This window comes from Leclercia sp. 1548, assembly GCF_050435045.1.
Classification (GTDB): Bacteria; Pseudomonadota; Gammaproteobacteria; order Enterobacterales; family Enterobacteriaceae; genus Enterobacter; species Enterobacter adecarboxylatus.
Map to the genome: position 1 here is coordinate 168,858 of NZ_JBNDJP010000005.1, position 17,821 is coordinate 186,678.

The 17,821-nt window shown below is 55.3% G+C and carries 19 protein-coding genes; 14 read left to right on the plus strand and 5 right to left on the minus strand.

Annotated features, from left to right (window positions below):
• Positions 1 to 40 precede the first annotated feature (40 nt).
• Both ABIE02_RS15320 and sstT read left to right on the plus strand, forming a co-directional pair.
• Positions 41 to 1,009 (plus strand): TerC family protein, encoded by a 969-nt coding sequence (locus tag ABIE02_RS15320; protein ID WP_032614312.1) that lies wholly within the window; start codon positions 41 to 43, stop codon positions 1,007 to 1,009.
• Between the two features lie 239 nt (positions 1,010 to 1,248).
• Positions 1,249 to 2,490, plus strand: a complete 1,242-nt coding sequence (sstT, locus tag ABIE02_RS15325) for a serine/threonine transporter SstT (RefSeq protein WP_059307129.1) — start codon at positions 1,249 to 1,251, stop codon at positions 2,488 to 2,490.
• Between the two features lie 76 nt (positions 2,491 to 2,566).
• Here sstT and ABIE02_RS15330 read toward each other — a convergent pair whose 3' ends face one another.
• A complete protein-coding gene (locus ABIE02_RS15330; protein ID WP_148569606.1) occupies positions 2,567 to 4,054 on the minus strand; it encodes a UxaA family hydrolase in 1,488 nt (495 codons plus the stop codon).
• 18 nt (positions 4,055 to 4,072) lie between these two features.
• Positions 4,073 to 5,485: a glucuronate isomerase gene (uxaC, locus tag ABIE02_RS15335; RefSeq protein WP_032614318.1), complete on the minus strand. Its 1,413-nt coding sequence runs from the start codon at positions 5,483 to 5,485 to the stop codon at positions 4,073 to 4,075.
• Positions 5,486 to 5,964: 479 nt separating this feature from the next.
• On the opposite strand from uxaC, the gene ABIE02_RS15340 reads away from it, so the two are divergent.
• The 11 genes from ABIE02_RS15340 to ABIE02_RS15390 all read left to right on the plus strand — a co-directional run bounded on the left by ABIE02_RS15340 (position 5,965) and on the right by ABIE02_RS15390 (position 13,325).
• The gene (locus ABIE02_RS15340; RefSeq protein WP_032614319.1) at positions 5,965 to 7,263 is read left to right on the plus strand and encodes an MFS transporter; all 1,299 of its coding nucleotides are present in this window, start codon (positions 5,965 to 5,967) and stop codon (positions 7,261 to 7,263) included.
• 175 nt (positions 7,264 to 7,438) lie between these two features.
• Positions 7,439 to 8,215, plus strand: coding sequence for a transcriptional regulator ExuR (gene exuR, locus ABIE02_RS15345; RefSeq protein ID WP_059307127.1), 777 nt, complete (start codon positions 7,439 to 7,441; stop codon positions 8,213 to 8,215).
• Positions 8,216 to 8,566: 351 nt separating this feature from the next.
• Positions 8,567 to 9,229, plus strand: coding sequence for a DedA family general envelope maintenance protein YqjA (gene yqjA, locus ABIE02_RS15350; RefSeq protein WP_059307126.1), 663 nt, complete (start codon positions 8,567 to 8,569; stop codon positions 9,227 to 9,229).
• A gap of 4 nt (positions 9,230 to 9,233) precedes the next feature.
• A complete protein-coding gene (gene mzrA / locus ABIE02_RS15355; RefSeq protein ID WP_032614323.1) occupies positions 9,234 to 9,614 on the plus strand; it encodes an EnvZ/OmpR regulon moderator MzrA in 381 nt (126 codons plus the stop codon).
• Positions 9,615 to 9,769: 155 nt separating this feature from the next.
• Positions 9,770 to 10,138, plus strand: a complete 369-nt coding sequence (locus ABIE02_RS15360) for a DUF1090 domain-containing protein (protein ID WP_103792803.1) — start codon at positions 9,770 to 9,772, stop codon at positions 10,136 to 10,138.
• A 28-nt stretch (positions 10,139 to 10,166) separates the two neighbouring features.
• Positions 10,167 to 10,472 (plus strand): DUF883 family protein, encoded by a 306-nt coding sequence (locus ABIE02_RS15365; RefSeq protein WP_032614327.1) that lies wholly within the window; start codon positions 10,167 to 10,169, stop codon positions 10,470 to 10,472.
• A gap of 2 nt (positions 10,473 to 10,474) precedes the next feature.
• The gene (locus tag ABIE02_RS15370) at positions 10,475 to 10,873 is read left to right on the plus strand and encodes a phage holin family protein (RefSeq protein WP_032614329.1); all 399 of its coding nucleotides are present in this window, start codon (positions 10,475 to 10,477) and stop codon (positions 10,871 to 10,873) included.
• Entirely contained in the window at positions 10,870 to 11,184 is a 315-nt protein-coding gene (locus ABIE02_RS15375; RefSeq protein ID WP_032614331.1) for a YqjK-like family protein, read from the plus strand. The genes ABIE02_RS15370 and ABIE02_RS15375 overlap by 4 nt, the downstream gene beginning before the upstream one ends.
• A 222-nt stretch (positions 11,185 to 11,406) precedes the next feature.
• A complete protein-coding gene (locus ABIE02_RS15380; RefSeq protein ID WP_032614333.1) occupies positions 11,407 to 11,799 on the plus strand; it encodes a DoxX family protein in 393 nt (130 codons plus the stop codon).
• 65 nt (positions 11,800 to 11,864) lie between these two features.
• A complete protein-coding gene (locus ABIE02_RS15385; protein ID WP_336994966.1) occupies positions 11,865 to 12,851 on the plus strand; it encodes a glutathione S-transferase family protein in 987 nt (328 codons plus the stop codon).
• Positions 12,852 to 12,959: 108 nt separating this feature from the next.
• A complete protein-coding gene (locus ABIE02_RS15390) occupies positions 12,960 to 13,325 on the plus strand; it encodes a DUF805 domain-containing protein (protein WP_032614337.1) in 366 nt (121 codons plus the stop codon).
• Between the two features lie 39 nt (positions 13,326 to 13,364).
• Here ABIE02_RS15390 and yhaJ read toward each other — a convergent pair whose 3' ends face one another.
• Complete coding sequence (gene yhaJ, locus ABIE02_RS15395; RefSeq protein ID WP_032614339.1) at positions 13,365 to 14,261, minus strand: DNA-binding transcriptional regulator YhaJ; 897 nt, start codon at positions 14,259 to 14,261, stop codon at positions 13,365 to 13,367.
• Between the two features lie 104 nt (positions 14,262 to 14,365).
• Between yhaJ and ABIE02_RS15400 the strand changes: the two genes are divergently transcribed.
• Positions 14,366 to 15,067 carry a pirin family protein gene (locus ABIE02_RS15400; RefSeq protein WP_103792800.1) on the plus strand — a complete coding sequence of 234 codons (702 nt, stop codon included), beginning with the start codon at positions 14,366 to 14,368 and terminating at the stop codon, positions 15,065 to 15,067.
• A gap of 38 nt (positions 15,068 to 15,105) precedes the next feature.
• Here ABIE02_RS15400 and ABIE02_RS15405 read toward each other — a convergent pair whose 3' ends face one another.
• Together ABIE02_RS15405 and ABIE02_RS15410 are read right to left on the minus strand one after the other, a co-directional pair.
• Positions 15,106 to 16,410, minus strand: a complete 1,305-nt coding sequence (locus ABIE02_RS15405; RefSeq protein WP_117386356.1) for a serine dehydratase subunit alpha family protein — start codon at positions 16,408 to 16,410, stop codon at positions 15,106 to 15,108.
• 21 nt (positions 16,411 to 16,431) lie between these two features.
• A complete protein-coding gene (locus ABIE02_RS15410; protein WP_032614345.1) occupies positions 16,432 to 17,763 on the minus strand; it encodes an amino acid permease in 1,332 nt (443 codons plus the stop codon).
• Positions 17,764 to 17,821: the final 58 nt, after the last annotated feature.

Genomic DNA, 17,821 nt, shown 5'->3' on the forward strand with positions numbered 1-17,821 from the left:
ACCCTAGCCGTTTTTGTTTTTTACGCGTAAGGAAAATTGTATGAATACTGTCGGTACTCCGCTGATGTGGGGCGGATTCGCAGTCGTGGTCGTGATCATGCTGGCGATCGATCTCTTTTTACAGGGGCGTCGTGGCGCACATGGCATGACCATGAAACAGGCGGCCGCCTGGTCGCTGGTGTGGGTCTCCCTCTCCTTGCTGTTCTGTGCTGCCTTCTGGTGGTATCTCTCTGTCACTCAGGGTCGCGCGGTGGCCGATCCGCAGGCGCTGGCCTTCCTCACCGGCTATCTGATTGAAAAAGCCCTCGCGGTGGATAACGTCTTCGTCTGGCTGATGCTGTTTAGCTACTTTGCCGTACCGGCTGCTTTGCAGCGTCGTGTGTTGGTGTATGGCGTGTTGGGCGCGATCGTGCTGCGTACCATCATGATCTTCGCAGGTAGCTGGCTGATTTCGCAGTTCGAATGGCTGCTCTATATCTTCGGCGCCTTCCTTCTGTTTACCGGTGTGAAGATGGCGCTGGCGAAGGAAGACGAAACCGGTATTGGCGAGAAGCCGCTGGTGCGCTGGATCCGCAGTCATCTGCGCATGACCGACACCATCGAGAGCGAGCACTTCTTTGTGCGTAAGAACGGGCTGCTGTTCGCAACGCCGCTGCTGCTGGTGCTGATCATGGTTGAGCTGAGCGACGTGATTTTCGCGGTCGATAGCATCCCGGCGATCTTTGCGGTGACCACTGACCCGTTCATCGTGCTGACGTCGAACCTGTTTGCCATCCTCGGCCTGCGTGCCATGTACTTCCTGCTGGCGGGTGTAGCGGAGCGCTTCACCATGCTGAAGTACGGCCTGTCGGTGATCCTGGTGTTTATCGGTATCAAGATGATGATTGTCGATTTCTACCATATCCCGATCGCCATCTCGCTGGGCGTGGTGTTTGGCATCCTGGTCCTGACCCTGATTATCAACGCTTGGGTTAACCACCGGAACGATAAGAAGCAGCAGATGCAGTAAAGGGGGTTGGTGCGGTCTGATGCCGTCACCCCGGCCCTCTCCCACAGGGAGAGGGCGAACACACTTTTGTAACGCAGTAGTTAAAAAATATGATGTGACACGTAAAATCCAGCATTTTACTCTTCCGCCTTGCGCTGCTTTCCCTGATACTCAACCAGGCAAACAAATACTTACATCCGGACATAAATGTGACTAAGAGCACATCCAGGATGGAACGCAATTTCACTCAGGAATAACGTATGAGCACACAATCAAGCGGTCTGTTCGCGCGCCTGGCGCAAGGCAGCCTCGTTAAACAAATTCTGGTCGGGTTGGTACTGGGTATTCTGCTGGCTATGGTGTCAAAACCTGCTGCTGAAGCCACGGGACTGCTCGGCACCCTGTTCGTTGGCGCACTGAAAGCCGTCGCGCCGGTACTGGTGCTGATGTTGGTGATGGCGTCGATTGCCAACCACCAACACGGACAAAAAACTAACATTCGCCCTATTCTCTTCCTGTATCTTCTGGGCACCTTCTCTGCCGCGCTGACGGCGGTGGTATTTAGCTTCCTGTTCCCATCCACGCTGCATCTGACCAGCGCGGCCGGTGATATCACACCACCGTCCGGCATTGTGGAAGTGCTGCGCGGCCTGTTGATGAGCATGGTATCCAACCCCATCACGGCACTGATGAACGGAAACTACATCGGCATCCTGGTCTGGGCGATTGGTCTGGGCTTCGCGCTTCGCCACGGTAACGAGACCACCAAAAACCTGGTGAACGATATGTCCAACGCGGTGACCTTTATGGTGAAACTGGTGATCCGCTTTGCGCCCATCGGGATCTTCGGCCTGGTCTCCTCCACCCTGGCGACGACCGGTTTTGACGCGCTGTGGGGCTACGCGCAGCTGCTGGTTGTGCTTGTCGGCTGTATGCTGCTGGTGGCGCTGGTGATCAACCCGCTGCTGGTGTTCTGGCAGATCCGCCGCAACCCGTATCCGCTGGTGCTGACCTGCCTGCGTGAGAGCGGCGTGTACGCCTTCTTCACCCGCAGCTCTGCGGCAAACATTCCGGTGAACATGGCGCTGGCCGAGAAGCTGAACCTGGATCGTGATACTTACTCCGTCTCCATTCCGCTGGGTGCGACCGTCAATATGGCAGGTGCGGCGATCACCATCACCGTGCTGACCTTAGCGGCGGTGCATACCCTGGGTATCCCTGTGGATCTGCTTACTGCGCTGCTGTTGAGCGTCGTGGCATCGCTGTGCGCCTGTGGCGCATCGGGTGTGGCAGGCGGTTCGCTGCTGCTGATCCCGCTGGCCTGTAATATGTTCGGTATCCCGAATGAGGTGGCCATGCAGGTGGTGGCGGTGGGCTTTATCATTGGCGTGCTGCAGGACTCCTGCGAAACGGCGCTGAACTCCTCGACTGACGTGCTGTTTACCGCCGCGGCTTGTCAGGCTGAAGACGCGCGTCTGGCGAAAAACGCGCTGCGCAGCTAATAAAAAAGGCCCGGTCAGTGACCGGGCCTTTTACTATCGTAAGCCAGGCAAACGCAGTGCCGCCCGGCAAACACACTTACAGCGTTACACCACTCTTAAAGATCGCCAGCTCGCGGAAGTCGTTTTTCTCGTTGCAGGTCTGTTTGCCGTTGGCGATATCAACAATCACATCCACAAACTCCGTTAACAGCTGCGGCATGGCTTTGCCATGGATCAGCTGACCCGCGTCAAAATCGATCCAGTGCTTTTTCTTCGCAGCCAGCTCGCTGTTGGTGGCGATTTTCACCGTTGGCACAAAGCCGCCGTACGGTGTGCCGCGACCGGTGCTGAACAGCACCATATGACAGCCCGCACCCGCCAGGGCGCTGGTGGCGACAGCATCGTTGCCCGGGGCGCTTAACAGGTTCAGACCGTGGGTTTGCAGCCGCTCGCCGTAACGCAGCACGTCCACCACCTGGCTGGCGCCCGCTTTCTGGGTGCAGCCGAGAGATTTCTCTTCGAGGGTGGTGATCCCGCCCGCTTTGTTACCCGGCGATGGGTTTTCGTAAATCGGCTGGTTGTGCGCGATAAAGTACTGTTTGAAGTCGTTCACCATGGTGACGGTCTTTTCAAAGGTCGCTTCGTCGCGGCAGTGGCTCATCAGAATGCGCTCTGCACCAAACATCTCCGGCACTTCGGTCAGCACGGTAGTGCCGCCGTTGCTGATGACGTAATCGGAGAACTGACCCAGCATCGGGTTAGCCGTAATGCCGGACAGCCCATCCGAGCCGCCGCACTCCAGACCAAACTTCAGCTCGCTCAGCTTGCCCGCTTCGCGCTGGTCGTGGCGCATCACTTCATACAGCTGGTGCAGATGCTCCAGGCCCGCTTCCACTTCGTCGTCCTGATGCTGACACACCATGAAGTGCACACGTGCCGGATCGAAGTCCCCCAGCGTTTCGCGGAAGGCATCGACCTGGTTGTTCTCACAGCCCAGGCCAATCACCAGCACCGCCCCGGCGTTCGGGTGACGCACCATGTTTTGCAGCATGGTGCGGGTGTTGATGTGATCATCCCCCAGCTGAGAGCAGCCATAGGTATGACTGAACAGGTGGACGCCGTCCGTGCCCTCTGCCTGATTGGTCTCCTTCAGGAACCGGCTCTGGATCTGACGGGCAATGCCGTTGACGCAGCCGACGGTCGGCAGGATCCACAGTTCATTGCGGATCCCCACCTCGCCGCTGGCACGGCGGTAGATCTGGACATCACGATCTGCCGCCTGGCTGCCTTCAGCCTGCAACTCAGGTTGATAGCTGTACTCATCCAGATCGCTCAGATTGGTGCGCGTATTGTGAGAATGAATAAACTCACCCGCCGCGATATCCGCCAGCGCATGGCCGATAGGCAGACCGTATTTGACGACGTTCTCCCCTTTGGCAATGGGTTGCAGAGCGAACTTGTGCCCGCGCGCAACGTCCTGGCGCAGCGTGACGGTCTGGTTGTCAAACGTCACTTCCAGCCCTTCGCTCAGGTCGGCCAGCGCGACCGCTACGTTATCCAGCGAATGGATCTTGATGTATTGCATATCAACCCTCAGAAGGCCTTAGTTCAGTTCAATAGCGAAGTAGTCGCGTGCGTTGTTAAAGCAGATGTTTCTCACCATTTCGCCCAGCAGCTGGATGTCGGCCGGGGCTTCGCCCGCGGTGACCCAGCGGCCAATCATCTGGCACAAAATGCGGCGGAAATATTCATGGCGAGTGTAAGACAGGAAGCTACGGCTGTCGGTCAGCATCCCCACAAAGCGGCTCAGCAGACCGAGCTGCGCCAGCTGCGTCATCTGACGCTCCATGCCATCTTTCTGGTCGTTGAACCACCAGCCGGAACCAAACTGCATCTTGCCTGGCATCCCTTCGCCCTGGAAGTTGCCGATCATGGTGCCCAGCACTTCGTTATCGCGTGGGTTCAGGCAGTAGAGGATGGTTTTCGGCAGCAGGTTCTCTTCGTTCTGTTTGCTCAGCAGTTTTGACAGCTCTTCCGCCAGCGGACGGTCGTTGATGGAGTCGAAACCAACATCAGCACCCAGCAGTTTGAACTGGCGCAGGTTGTTATTGCGCAGCGCGCCGATGTGGTACTGCTGCACCCAGCCGCGACGGGCATATTCTGCCGCCAGCCAGACCAGTACCGCGGTTTTGAACTGCGCCACTTCGTGTTCGTTCAGGCTTTCACCTGCCAGACGACGCGCCAGAATGCTGTCCAGTTCGGCTTCGTTCGCTTCCGCAAACAGCACCACGTCCAGGGCATGGTCAGAGACTTTACAGCCGTGCGCCGCAAAGTGGTCCAGACGCTTCGTCAGCGCGGTTTGCAGATCGTTGAAACGGCGGATCTCGGTATCGGAGACTTCACTCAGCTTCGCCATGTAGTCGGCAAAGGTCGCCAGCTCAATGTTGAACGCTTTATCCGGGCGCCAGCTTGGCAGCACTTTGACGTCAAAAGAGCTGTCCTGGGCGACAACGGCGTGATGCTCCAGTGAGTCAACAGGATCGTCGGTGGTGCCGACCATCTTGACGTTCATCTGCTTCATGATGCCGCGGGCAGAGAATTTGTCCTGCGCCAGCAGTTCATTGCATTCGTTCCAGATCTCATCCGCCGTTGCCGGAGAGAGCAGCTTGCCGGTGATGCCAAACGGACGGCGCAGCTCCAGATGGGTCCAGTGGTACAGCGGGTTACCGATGGTGTGCGGGACGGTGGCGGCCCAGGCGTCGAATTTTTCGCGATCGGAAGCATCGCCAGTACAGAGGCGTTCCGCCACGCCGTTCGTGCGCATGGCGCGCCACTTGTAGTGGTCACCTTTCAGCCAGATGTCATACAGGTTTTTGAAGCGGTAATTTTCGGCAACCTGCTGCGGCGGAAGATGGCAGTGGTAGTCGAAAATCGGCTGGTCTTTTGCGTAATCGTGGTACAGGCGGCGGGCAAATTCGGTATCTAACAGAAAATCTTCAGTCATAAACGGGGTCATTATCGTCTTCCTCTTACGAGCTTACGAGTGCGTCAGAAAAGTGATGTTCAGATGCTGCAAAGTTATCACACCAATTTCCAGAGGCCGATGATTTTTTCGTGAGTTAGATCAATAAACGTCGACAAATAATATACGTCCAAAGTGGTAAATGTCGCTCAACACCGCGCCAGCTCTGGCCTGGCAGAGCGGAAACATTGACCTTACAAATATTGACACTTTTGTGATGTCACTCACCTTTTAAAGCTGTATGACAAGTTATCGTTTCGCCGTCGCAAATTATAAGCCGACGGATTGCGTTAACGGTGCCAAAGGCATCGGACTCAGCGGTAAGGATACCGACTTATGCACGTTTACTTATGGCAAGGTTCGGGCCGTTCCGGGAGTAATCCCGGTAACGCCCTCCCGTTGATAAACATCTCACGCCTGCCGTAGAGATGCCCGTACTCCGGTGCGGCAATAACATAACGATGAGGTTTTACATGCGTAAAATTAAAGGGTTACGTTGGTACATGATCGCACTGGTGACGCTTGGCACCGTGCTGGGCTACCTGACGCGTAACACCATAGCGGCGGCTGCGCCGACGCTGATGGAAGAGCTACATATCTCCACGCAACAATACTCCTACATTATCGCGGCTTACTCTGCGGCTTATACCATCATGCAGCCGGTAGCGGGCTACGTGCTGGATATTCTGGGGACGAAAGTTGGCTACGCGGTCTTCGCCGTCACATGGGCTATCTTCTGCGGCGCAACCGCACTGGCAGGTAGCTGGGGCGGCCTGGCGCTGGCCCGTGGCGCAGTCGGTGCGGCAGAAGCTGCGATGATCCCTGCGGGGCTGAAAGCGGCATCCGAGTGGTTCCCGGCGAAAGAGCGTTCTATCGCAGTGGGCTACTTCAACGTGGGTTCTTCTATTGGTGCGATGATTGCTCCGCCGCTGGTGGTATGGGCTATCGTGATGCACAGCTGGCAGTTGGCGTTCATCCTCTCCGGCGTGCTGAGCTTCGCCTGGGCTATGGCCTGGCTGATCTTCTACAAACACCCACGCGATCAGAAGAAACTCTCTAATGAAGAACGTGACTACATCATTGGCGGCCAGGAGTCTCAACACCAGACCAACAACGGCAAGAAGATGTCTGTCCTGCAGATCCTGGGTACCCGTCAGTTCTGGGGTATCGCCCTGCCACGTTTCCTGGCAGAACCAGCATGGGGTACTTTCAACGCCTGGATCCCACTGTTCATGTTTAAAGTCTACGGCTTTAACCTGAAAGAGATCGCCATGTTCGCCTGGATGCCAATGCTGTTTGCTGACCTGGGTTGTATCGTTGGCGGCTACCTGCCACCGCTGTTCCAGCGCTGGTTTGGCGTGAACCTGATCGTCTCCCGTAAAATGGTGGTGACCATGGGTGCCGTGCTGATGATTGGCCCAGGGATGATCGGCCTGTTCACCAGCCCATACGTGGCTATCGGTCTGCTGTGTATCGGTGGTTTTGCTCACCAGTCGCTGTCCGGTGCGCTGATTACCCTCTCTTCAGACGTCTTCGGCCGTAATGAAGTGGCGACCGCTAACGGCCTGACCGGGATGGCTGCCTGGACCGCCAGTACCCTCTTTGCTCTGGTGGTAGGTGCGCTGGCTGACACCATCGGCTTCAGCCCGCTGTTCGCAGTACTGGCTGTCTTCGACCTGATGGGTGCAGTGCTTATCTGGACGGTGCTGAAAAACAAATCTGCGGATGAGTTGCTGCAAGAGTCGGTTGGAAGGCCAGTCACACAGAGTTAGTCTGTAGTCTTTGCCCGGCGACGCTGCCGCTGACACGGGTAGATAAAACAGACAGACCGGGTCCGCCCGGCAATGAAAAGGCCGCCTCCGGGCGGCTTTTTTGCGGGTCAAATCTGGAGAGAAACAGCTAAAAGTGGTATAACAAATCATTAGCCATACCCTGCCTGGAGCGCATATGGAAATCAACGAACCCCGTCGCCTTTATCAGCAGCTGGCTGCTGAGCTGAAAGCTCGCATCGAGCAAGGCGTTTATCTGGTGGGGGACAAATTACCTGCCGAGCGTTTTATCGCGGATGAAAAGAGCGTAAGCCGCACCGTGGTTCGTGAAGCCATCATCATGCTGGAAGTCGAAGGCTATGTTGAAGTGCGTAAAGGATCGGGTATTCATGTCATCTCCAGCCAGGCAAAACACTCCCCGGTGCCGGACGAGAATCTTGAATTTGCCAACTATGGTCCCTTTGAGTTGCTCCAGGCCCGTCAGCTTATCGAAAGCAATATCGCAGAGTTTGCCGCCACCCAGGTGACCAAGCAGGACATCATGAAGCTGATGGAGATCCAGGATAACGCGCGTAAAGAAAAATGTTTCCGCGACTCCGAGTGGGATTTACAGTTTCATGTTCAGGTAGCCCTCGCCACCCAAAATAGCGCCCTGGCCGCAATCGTCGAAAAAATGTGGACTCAGCGCGTTCACAACCCGTACTGGAAAAAACTGCACGATCATATCGATTCTCGTACCGTGGATAACTGGTGTGACGATCACGACCAGATCCTCAAGGCGTTGATCCGTAAAGACCCGCATGCGGCAAAAGTGGCGATGTGGCAGCACCTCGAGAACACCAAGCAGATGCTGTTCAATGAAACCAGTGATGACTTCGAATTTAATGCCGACCGCTATCTTTTTGCCGAAAATCCGGTGGTTCATCTCGATACCGCGGTCAGTCAGGTAAAATAGTTTTCTTTTCCACGAGCAGGCGCTTCGCTGCGCCTTCCCGCTGAGGTGGGTAAGTAAACCTTTAGAGTGTCAGCGTTTGTAAAAGACCTCGCGTCCCCTCCCTGGGTTAAGCCAAAATCAATTCTGGAATAATGCAAATACTGTGACGGATCCCTTCTGGCTTTGTTACAATTAGATGCATTTAGCCGTTTAGTTTGTTAGTTAGTGCTTGCTTACTTTGCCACTTAACAGGGAACAGTTCTGGCCACGTACTCGTGTCCGCGAGCGACCATAATGAAATTATAAAAAATGTCGCCGTGCTGTTTGACCCGGTTGACAGGCGTGCCGTTAACCGATTTTCAGGAATACTGAATGGAACTTTTGACCCAACTACTGAATGCCTTATGGGCTCAGGATTTCGAAACGCTGGCCAATCCTTCCATGATTGGCATGCTCTATTTTGTCCTGTTTATGATTCTGTTTCTTGAAAACGGTCTGCTGCCTGCCGCTTTCCTGCCTGGCGATAGCCTGCTGGTGCTGGTGGGCGTGCTCTGTGCAAAAGGGGCAATGCAATTCCCGCAAACCGTTCTGCTGCTGACCATTGCGGCCAGCCTCGGCTGCTGGCTGAGCTATATCCAGGGGCGATGGCTTGGCAATACGCGCATCGTGCAAAACTGGCTTTCCCATCTCCCGGCACACTATCACCAGCGAGCGCATCATCTGTTCCACAAGCACGGGCTTTCCGCGCTGCTGGTCGGCCGCTTTATCGCTTTTGTGCGTACCCTGCTGCCAACCATTGCCGGGCTTTCCGGTCTCAGCAGCACGCGTTTTCAGTTCTTCAACTGGATGAGTGGCCTACTGTGGGTGCTGATCCTGACGACTCTTGGTTATCTGCTCGGCAAAACGCCGGTCTTCCTGAAGTACGAAGACCAGCTGATGTCCTGCCTGATGTTGCTGCCTGTGGTGCTACTGGTGTTCGGCCTGATTGGCTCGCTGGTAGTGTTGTGGAAGAAAAAACACGGAAGTCAGGGTTAAGGTGATGAACAATTCAACCCCGTCACTGCGCCGTCTCTCTTACGCCATCGTTGCGCTGATGATGTTCAGCGCCTTGTTGCTGGCCTGGGCGGCGCTGCAAAAGCAGGAATCGACGTTAGCTATCCGGTCCGTTAATCAGGGCACCACCATGCCCGATGGCTTCTCTATCTGGCATCATCTGGATGCAAACGGCATTCAGTTTAAGAGTATTACCCCGCAGAACGACGTGCTGCTGATCACCTTCGACTCCAGCGTGCAGAGTGCCGCAGCGAAGAAGGTACTCGACCGCAGCCTGCACGGTTATATCATTGCTCAACAGGATGATAATAATCAGGCAGTCCTCTGGCTCACGCGTCTGCGTGATACCTCGCGTCTGTTAGGCTAAATTTCCACTATTCTGAATCTTTTCACTCACTTTGGTGATATCACCGTTTACTTACTATGCTTAAGTACGCGGAGCACCTCCCACTCGTACTCCGCACGATTCTGGAAACCGACATTCCCGCTGGTTATGTCGAAAAACAATGGAAGGTTTTCATAATGAATTACCGCATCGCCCTGGGCCTCGCCCTTTTTTCTTTGAGTGCAGCATCGTTCGCGTCTTCTCTCTGTCTGGAGAAGGAAAAGGATATTCAACGCGAGATCAGCTACGCTGAAAAGCATAACAATCAGAATCGAATCAATGGGCTGAAGAAGGCTCTTAGCGAAGTTCAAGCTAACTGTTCAGACAGCAAGCTGCGTGCCGATCATCAGCGCAAGATTGCCGATCAGAAAGAGGAGATTGCTGAGCGCCGCCGCGATCTGGCGGAGGCAAAAGAGAAAGGCGATGCAGATAAGATTACTAAACGTGAGAATAAATTGCAGGAAGCCGAGCACGAGCTGAAAGCGCTGGAGTCTCGCGATTACTGATTTAACGACATCTTAACAGGAGAGAATCATGTCAAAAGATACTACGTCAGACCATTTACGCGCTGAACTAAAGTCCCTGGCGGATACCCTGGAAGAGGTGCTGAGCTCCTCGAGCAGTAAGTCGAAAGAAGAGCTGAGTAAACTGCGCAATAAAGCGGAGCAGGCCCTGCATGAGAGCCGCTACCGTCTGGGCGAAACCAGCGATGTGCTGGCGAAACAGACCCGTGAAGCCGCTGCGCGCGCCGATGAGTACGTCCGTGAAAATCCGTGGGCCGGGGTAGGTATCGGTGCTGCGGTGGGCGTCGTCATCGGCATGCTCCTGACGCGACGTTAATTATGGAAGATTCACGTCAACCACAAGGGCCCGCAAAAAACGTCCTCGGTATCGGACAGCGGATTTTAACCACTCTCGTCGGCATCGCGGAGACGCGTATTCGCCTGGCAGTGGTTGAACTGGAAGAAGAGAAAGCAAACCTCTTCCAGCTGCTACTGATGTTGGGGTTGACCATGCTCTTCGCCGCTTTTGGCCTGATGAGCCTTATGGTATTGATTATCTGGGCAGTCGATCCGCAGTACCGCCTGAATGTGATGATTGGCACAACCGTGGTACTGCTGCTTGCCGCCCTGATAGGTGGCATCTGGACGATGCGCAAAGTGCGCCACTCCACCCTGCTCCATCATACCCGTAAGGAACTGGCCAACGATCGGTCATTGCTGGAGGATGAGAAAAAGTGAGTAGAAGCAGATCAGAACGTCAGCGAGAGAAGGCATTTTTGCTGAGCAAAATCCAGCAGCAACGGATTGATCTGTCAGCGAGTAGCCGTGACTGGCTGGCGGTGACCCACGCTTACGATCGTGGCTGGAATACGTTCCTGAGCCTCCGTGCCTGGGCACTGGTAGGGAGCAGCATTCTGGCGGTGCGGGCAGTCCGACATCCGAACAGGCTGATCCGCTGGGCGCGCCGTGGCTTTGGTATCTGGAGTGCCTGGAAGCTGGTTAAATCGACCATCAGCCAGCAGCAGTTACGCAAATCCGACGCGCACTGACGTTACTCTCTGCCTCACCCGGTAAAGCGCCTTCTGGCGCTTTACTTTTTTTACGCCGCCCCTTCTTGCTCAATATCTTTGATAAAGATTGACAGTTTTCCTTGCTAACAATCGCCCTTCGCCCCGTTTATGATTCTCTCCATCGACAGCGAGACCGCGGCATACGCCCGATTTTGCACATAAAAGAGTATTTACAGCCCAAGTGGTTCCCTGGAGAGTAAGATGAAAAAATTAGAAGATGTTGGTGTATTGGTTGCGCGTATCCTGATGCCAATCCTGTTTATTACTGCTGGCTGGGGCAAAATCGGTGGTTATGCCGGGACGCAACAATATATGGAAGCAATGGGCGTTCCGGGGTTCCTGCTGCCGCTGACCATTCTGCTTGAGCTTGGCGGTGGTCTGGCGATTCTGTTCGGTTTCCTGACCCGCACCACGGCCCTGTTTACTGCAGGCTTCACCCTGCTGACCGCGTTCCTGTTCCACAGTAACTTTGCGGAAGGCGTGAACTCTCTGATGTTCATGAAAAACCTGACCATCGCAGGCGGTTACCTGCTGCTGGCCATCACCGGGCCGGGTGCATACAGCATCGACCGCGTTCTGAATAAGAAGTGGTAAGCACGCTATACTGAATCAAAAAGCGAGGAGATATCTCCTCGCTTTTGCTATCTAAGGAGGAAAAGATGGGACAACTCGTAGACGGCGTCTGGCAGGATACCTGGTATGACACCAAATCCACCGGGGGACGCTTTAAGCGCTCCGTTTCGGCCTTCCGTAACTGGCTTACCGCCGACGGCGCGCCTGGCCCGAGCGGCGAAGGTGGCTTTGCAGCAGAGAAGGATCGTTACCATCTCTATGTTTCGCTTGCCTGCCCATGGGCGCACCGCACACTGATCGTTCGCGCCCTGAAGGGACTGGAATCACTGATCCCCGTGTCAGTCGTGCATCCGTTGATGCTGGAAAACGGCTGGACCTTCGGCAACGATTTCCCGGCAGCCACCGGCGATTCGCTCTATCACCATGATTTTCTTTATCAGCTCTATCTGCGCGCCGATCCCCACTACACTGGCCGGGTCACCATTCCGGTACTGTGGGACAAAAAAAATCAGACCATTGTCAGCAATGAATCGGCAGAGATCATCCGCATGTTCAACACCGCGTTTGATGCTCACGGCGCCCGGGCCGGCGATTATTATCCGCCAGCGCTGCGCGAAAAAATTGATGATCTCAATAGCTGGATCTACGACAACGTTAATAATGGCGTCTATAAGGCCGGGTTTGCCACCAGCCAGGAAGCTTACGACGAAGCCGTGAACAACGTTTTTGCCTCGCTGGAGCGCCTGGAGCAGATCCTCGGTCAACACCGCTATCTGACCGGCGACCAGCTGACCGAAGCCGATATTCGTTTGTGGACCACCCTGGTGCGTTTTGACCCGGTTTACGTGACCCACTTCAAATGCGACAAACACCGGATCAGCGATTACCTCAACCTGTACGGTTTCCTGCGTGACATCTATCAGATGCCGGGGATTGCGGAGACGGTCGATTTTGACCACATCCGTAACCACTATTACCGCAGCCATAAAACCATCAACCCGACGGGCATCATCTCCATTGGTCCGTGGCAGGATCTGACTGAACCACACGGTCGCGACGCGCGTTTCGGCTAAACCCCCAAGGGCGCTTCTCAGGCGCCCTTTACCCCTCTTTTATTCCCGTCTATGCTTTATTTGATCCCTTAGAAAACAAGTGATTAATTGCTGCTGAGGCCTTGTAAAATGGACTGGTATCTCAAAGTACTGCGAAATTATGTTGGGTTTAAAGGTCGTGCCCGCCGTAAAGAGTTCTGGATGTTTACGCTGGTGAACTTCATTCTGATTTGCGTGCTGGGACTGATCGACAAAATGCTGGGCTGGGAGCGGGCTGGTGGCGAAGGCATTCTCACCACGGTGTATGGCCTGCTGGTGCTGATCCCGGGGTGGGCGGTGCTGTTTCGCCGGTTGCATGATACCGACAGGTCGGCGTGGTGGCTGTTGTTGGTGCTGATCCCGGTGCTCGGCTGGCTGGTTATCCTGATCTTCAACTGCCAGCGCGGAACCCCCGGTGAAAACCGTTTCGGGCCGGATCCGCTGCGAAATGAGTAAGAAATTGCCCGGCGGCGCTGCGCTTGCCGGGCGTAAAGATTACTTCTGAACGAACAGTTTCTGGATCTCACGCAGACACCAGGATTTGGCTTCACCCATGCTGTCACGACGCCACGCCATAATGATATCCACTTCACTGGTGTACTCCGGGCTAACCACCCGCAGTCGCCCTTCGGCAATATCTTTTTCCACAAAAGGATACGGCATGGTGGCCACGCCCAGTCCGGCCAGCAACGCCTGACGCTTGTCTTCCAGAGTACTGACGGTAAGACGTGGCTGCTTATCCAGCAACTGAACGGTTAACACCGGGCGTTCGCGGGCGGTATCCGCCACCGCCACGCCACGATATTTTACGCGGGTCACTTCCGACAGGGGTTCTGGCTCCTGGTGGATCGGATGATCCGGAGCCGCCACGTACACATTCAGCACTTTATAAAGCTTGCGGGAGTTGATCTCAGACGAGGAGCGGAAGTGCATGTCCGGCGCGATCACGATATCGGCCCGGCCCTGCTCCAGACGTTCCCACGCCCCGGCGAGCACCTCGGTGATGATCGACAGCTGAGTGTTGGCTTTCTCTGCCAGGCGATCCACCAGCGGATAGAGCGCAGTGGTGGGCACCAGCGCCTCGGTGACCAGCGTCAGGTGCGTTTCCCAGCCGCGAGCCAGCGCTTCGGCGTCGGTGGTCAGCTTATCTGCCGCTTCCAGCAGCACGCGACCGCGCTCCAGCAGCATTCGCCCTACGTTAGTGAATTTTGTTCGATGACCGGAGCGGTCAAACAGCACCACATCCAGCTCTTCTTCCAGCTTCTGCATGGTGTAGCTCAGGGCAGATGGCACGCGCCCAAGTTCATCTGCTGCTGCAGCGAAGCTACCGCGTCGATCGATTGCGTCCATCACCCGCAGTGCTTCAAGGGTCAATGCTCTCTCTTTAGCCATGGCGTTCTCATTCAGGAAATTTGAACATACCGGGCAGAATATCTGGCTAACAATGCAGCGTCCATACCTTTACCATTGTTTTAGTGTAAAGAGAGGTCAAGTTTATGATTACGACAAGAACAGCCAAACAGTGCGGAAAAGCCGATTTCGGTTGGCTGCAGGCCCGCTACACCTTTTCCTTTGGACACTACTTTGACCCGAAACTGCTGGGCTATGCCTCTTTGCGCGTACTGAATCAGGAGGTACTCGCACCCGGGGCCTCGTTCCAGCCGCGTACCTATCCGAAAGTGGATATCCTGAACCTGATTCTTGAAGGCGAAGCAGAGTATCGCGACAGCGAGGGCAACCATGTCCAGGCGAAAGCCGGTGAAGCATTGCTGATTGCCACCCAGCCAGGCATTAGCTATAGCGAGCACAATCTCAGCAAAGATAAGACGCTGACGCGGATCCAGCTGTGGCTGGATGCCTGCCCGGAGCGTGAAAATCCACCGCTGCAGAAGATCGACCTGCAGGATGGTAAGCAGCAACTGCTGGCCTCCCCAGACGGCAGCGCAGGGAGTTTGCAGTTACGCCAGCAGATTTGGCTGCATCATATCGCGCTGGATAAAGGGGAGCGTTTGAGTTTTCAGCTGCATGGCCCACGCGCCTATCTGCAGTCCATTCATGGTACGGTGCATGCGTTGACGCCAGCCGAAGAGCGGGAAGCCTTGACCTGTGGGGATGGGGCATTTATCCGCGACGAAGCAAATGTCACGCTGGTCGCCGATACGCCTTTGCGCGCATTGCTGATAGATTTGCCGGTGTAAAACGTCTCCTCTCTCTGTCAGGAGAGAGGAGCGTTATATCAGGACGCCTTCTGCGCCATGATTTCGATAATCTGCCGGTCGGTCGCCTGCATCGAACGGCACGCCAGTGAGCAAAGATTGGCAATGGACTGTTCAACATCCTGCGCCACGATCCCTTCGTTGCCGGTGACAGCTGAGTCATCGAGCGCCATCAACACTGCCTTCCAGGCGCTGCCCACGCTGGTTGATACCTTCATGGCACAGCTGTTAGACGCCCCGTCACAGATCATCCCGCTGACATCACCAATCATACTGCTTATCGCCATCGCGATAGCCTTATAACGGCCATCCAGTAGCCATGCCATGCCTGCTGCCGCGCCCATGGCGGCAGTGGTGGCCGCACACAGCGCCGACAAACGAGGAAGCTGGTAGTGGATGTAAATCGCCGACAGGTGCGAAAGCATCAGCGCCCGCGCCAGTTTTTCGTCATCAGCCTGAACATGCTCAGCCACCACCAGCACGGGCATGGTGGCCGTGATCCCCTGATTACCCGACCCGGAATTGCTCATGGCGGGCAGCGTCGCTCCGCCCATGCGGGCATCCGACGCGGCGCTGGTGCGGATCACAATCGCCGATCCTAACCCCTGAGCGACAAAGCCACGTGCCTGCTGTTTCTGCAAGGTCGCGCCGATATGTAATCCCCAGTTGCCGGTTAATCCCTCCCGGGACAGCGTATCGTTCAGGCGTGCCGCCTCCAGAATAAAACGGATCGCCGGGAACGGAACCTGCTCAACAAACTCCAGGATCTGCGACAGCGTGGTGCGCGACAGCACCGTCAGCGGATCGTCTGTGCGACATTCCGGTTGCTCATCGAGCCTGAAACGGGTTTCACCCTGGCAGTCGATCTGCACCACCCGGGTATGGCCTCCCGCAATGATGACGCTTGCCGATCTCTCCCCGGCATAAACACGGGCGCGGGAATAGAGGATCTCGTCGCAGGGTTCCTGCAATTTCACCTGCACCTTTCCGGCCGCGAGTAACGCTTTCGCCCGGGCGATGGCCGCGCCAGAGGCGTCTTTTAATACCTCCAGTCCGCCCCGGGCATTGCCACCGATTGCACCCAGCGCGGCAGCAATCGGCAACCCCACCATTCCGGTGCCAGGCACCGTCACACCCAGTCCATTTTTCATTAAATTGGGTGAAACCCACGCCTCGATATGCGTAACCTCACCGCTCAACTGTTCAGCCGCGATGGCGCAGGCCAGCGCCAGCGAGACAGGTTCTGTGCATCCTAATGCAGGTTTAACCTCTTCCTGCACCGCGTGAATTAACAGGTTCCATAAAGGATTCATTTGCTCAGACATCGTTACGACCTTCGTTGCGCCTCAGGAAAAAGCGAGGAAAGGAGAAACACAAAGCAGCAGTCCGGTGATGATGATAATCGCCAGCGAGACGCCTTTATATTTGTGCAGCGCAGGGACTTTGTAGACCAGCCACGCCGGAATTAAGCAGCCCACCATGCCAAAAATAGGGCTACAAATAGAGGTGAAGCTCAGCACCGGCGCGTTTAATACGATGGCGCTCCAGGCCAGCAGAATGGCGAAGACCATAATGCCGCGCTGTACGGTACGTTCATTGATTTTTTCGGCTGGCATTTTGCGACGCAGGATATTCATGACGATCCCCTGGGTGGCCTCACGAAAGCCGAGATAGACGCCAAAGAAGGCCGTCATCACCGCAAAAATATTCAGCACCACGCTGACGATTTTGACCCAGCCCGCGCCGTCACCGCTGATAAACTGCGCGGCGATCGCAAGGGCAGAGATATTTTGCTCATAGGCTTTGACTGCTTCGTCATGCCCCATCGCCAGGGTGAACGAAACCGCATAGAAAAAGACGGTCACAAACAGAATGCCAAACGCGATATTCATCGCCCGCAGGGCTTTGTACCGCGCCACTTCAATCGATTTTGAGCGTGAGCGGTAGGAGATCACCATCGGACTGAGGGTCTGGATGAACAGAATGGAGGTTAAGGTAAAGGGCAGCGTAATAATGGCGTTTTTGATCAGCAGCCCCATCGGCGGCAAGGTGCCTGTATTATAGAGATGCCACATGCCGATCATCGACAATCCTAACGCCGCCACCACCAGCAGTTTGGTGAGCACCATCAGGCTGGACACTTTGAACAGCATTTTTTCCCCGCGCGACGAGATCGCCACCAGGATACAGATCAGGAATAAGCCATAGAAGGGGTTCTCTGACAGCAGGCCGTCCGTGATGCCGAAGGTCTGTAGATAGGATGCGCTGTCGTTGGTGATGGCAGTGGAGTAGACGAACATCCAGATAACCAGCATCACAAAATAGAGCGCCCCTAATAGGATGCCCCAGTTTTTGCCTAAATAGCCGCTAATCACGCTGGGGTAATCTTTGCACTCCGGTGATTCCGCCAGCGTGTTAATAAACAACCGCTGGAACAGATACATGGCAGGGTAGCCGATAACAGATGAGAGAAGAAAAACCCATAGCCCCATCAGGCCAACCTGCACCGGAAGAAAAACAATGCCCGCGCCAATGGCCATACCAATACTCATGATGACCCAACCGGTGTCATTACTGTCGAATTTAATGGCCTCCTGCCATTCACGCTCACTCATTCCTGCCCGTCTTGCCGCCGGGGAGTCGTTCACAATCACGCTGCTGTTTGTCGCCGTATCCATTAGGCTCTCGCTTATTTTGTAGGGTAGACAGTTATTTTTATGGGTATCCGCTCATCAG

Coding starts and splice junctions, on each gene's coding strand:
- ABIE02_RS15320 (WP_032614312.1), top strand. CDS start 41: ATGAATACTGTCGGTACTCCGCTGATGTGGGGCGGATTCGCAGTCGTG.
- sstT (WP_059307129.1), top strand. CDS start 1,249: ATGAGCACACAATCAAGCGGTCTGTTCGCGCGCCTGGCGCAAGGCAGC.
- ABIE02_RS15330 (WP_148569606.1), bottom strand. CDS start 4,054: ATGCAATACATCAAGATCCATTCGCTGGATAACGTAGCGGTCGCGCTG.
- uxaC (WP_032614318.1), bottom strand. CDS start 5,485: ATGACCCCGTTTATGACTGAAGATTTTCTGTTAGATACCGAATTTGCC.
- ABIE02_RS15340 (WP_032614319.1), top strand. CDS start 5,965: ATGCGTAAAATTAAAGGGTTACGTTGGTACATGATCGCACTGGTGACG.
- exuR (WP_059307127.1), top strand. CDS start 7,439: ATGGAAATCAACGAACCCCGTCGCCTTTATCAGCAGCTGGCTGCTGAG.
- yqjA (WP_059307126.1), top strand. CDS start 8,567: ATGGAACTTTTGACCCAACTACTGAATGCCTTATGGGCTCAGGATTTC.
- mzrA (WP_032614323.1), top strand. CDS start 9,234: ATGAACAATTCAACCCCGTCACTGCGCCGTCTCTCTTACGCCATCGTT.
- ABIE02_RS15360 (WP_103792803.1), top strand. CDS start 9,770: ATGAATTACCGCATCGCCCTGGGCCTCGCCCTTTTTTCTTTGAGTGCA.
- ABIE02_RS15365 (WP_032614327.1), top strand. CDS start 10,167: ATGTCAAAAGATACTACGTCAGACCATTTACGCGCTGAACTAAAGTCC.
- ABIE02_RS15370 (WP_032614329.1), top strand. CDS start 10,475: ATGGAAGATTCACGTCAACCACAAGGGCCCGCAAAAAACGTCCTCGGT.
- ABIE02_RS15380 (WP_032614333.1), top strand. CDS start 11,407: ATGAAAAAATTAGAAGATGTTGGTGTATTGGTTGCGCGTATCCTGATG.
- ABIE02_RS15385 (WP_336994966.1), top strand. CDS start 11,865: ATGGGACAACTCGTAGACGGCGTCTGGCAGGATACCTGGTATGACACC.
- ABIE02_RS15390 (WP_032614337.1), top strand. CDS start 12,960: ATGGACTGGTATCTCAAAGTACTGCGAAATTATGTTGGGTTTAAAGGT.
- yhaJ (WP_032614339.1), bottom strand. CDS start 14,261: ATGGCTAAAGAGAGAGCATTGACCCTTGAAGCACTGCGGGTGATGGAC.
- ABIE02_RS15400 (WP_103792800.1), top strand. CDS start 14,366: ATGATTACGACAAGAACAGCCAAACAGTGCGGAAAAGCCGATTTCGGT.
- ABIE02_RS15405 (WP_117386356.1), bottom strand. CDS start 16,410: ATGTCTGAGCAAATGAATCCTTTATGGAACCTGTTAATTCACGCGGTG.
- ABIE02_RS15410 (WP_032614345.1), bottom strand. CDS start 17,763: ATGGATACGGCGACAAACAGCAGCGTGATTGTGAACGACTCCCCGGCG.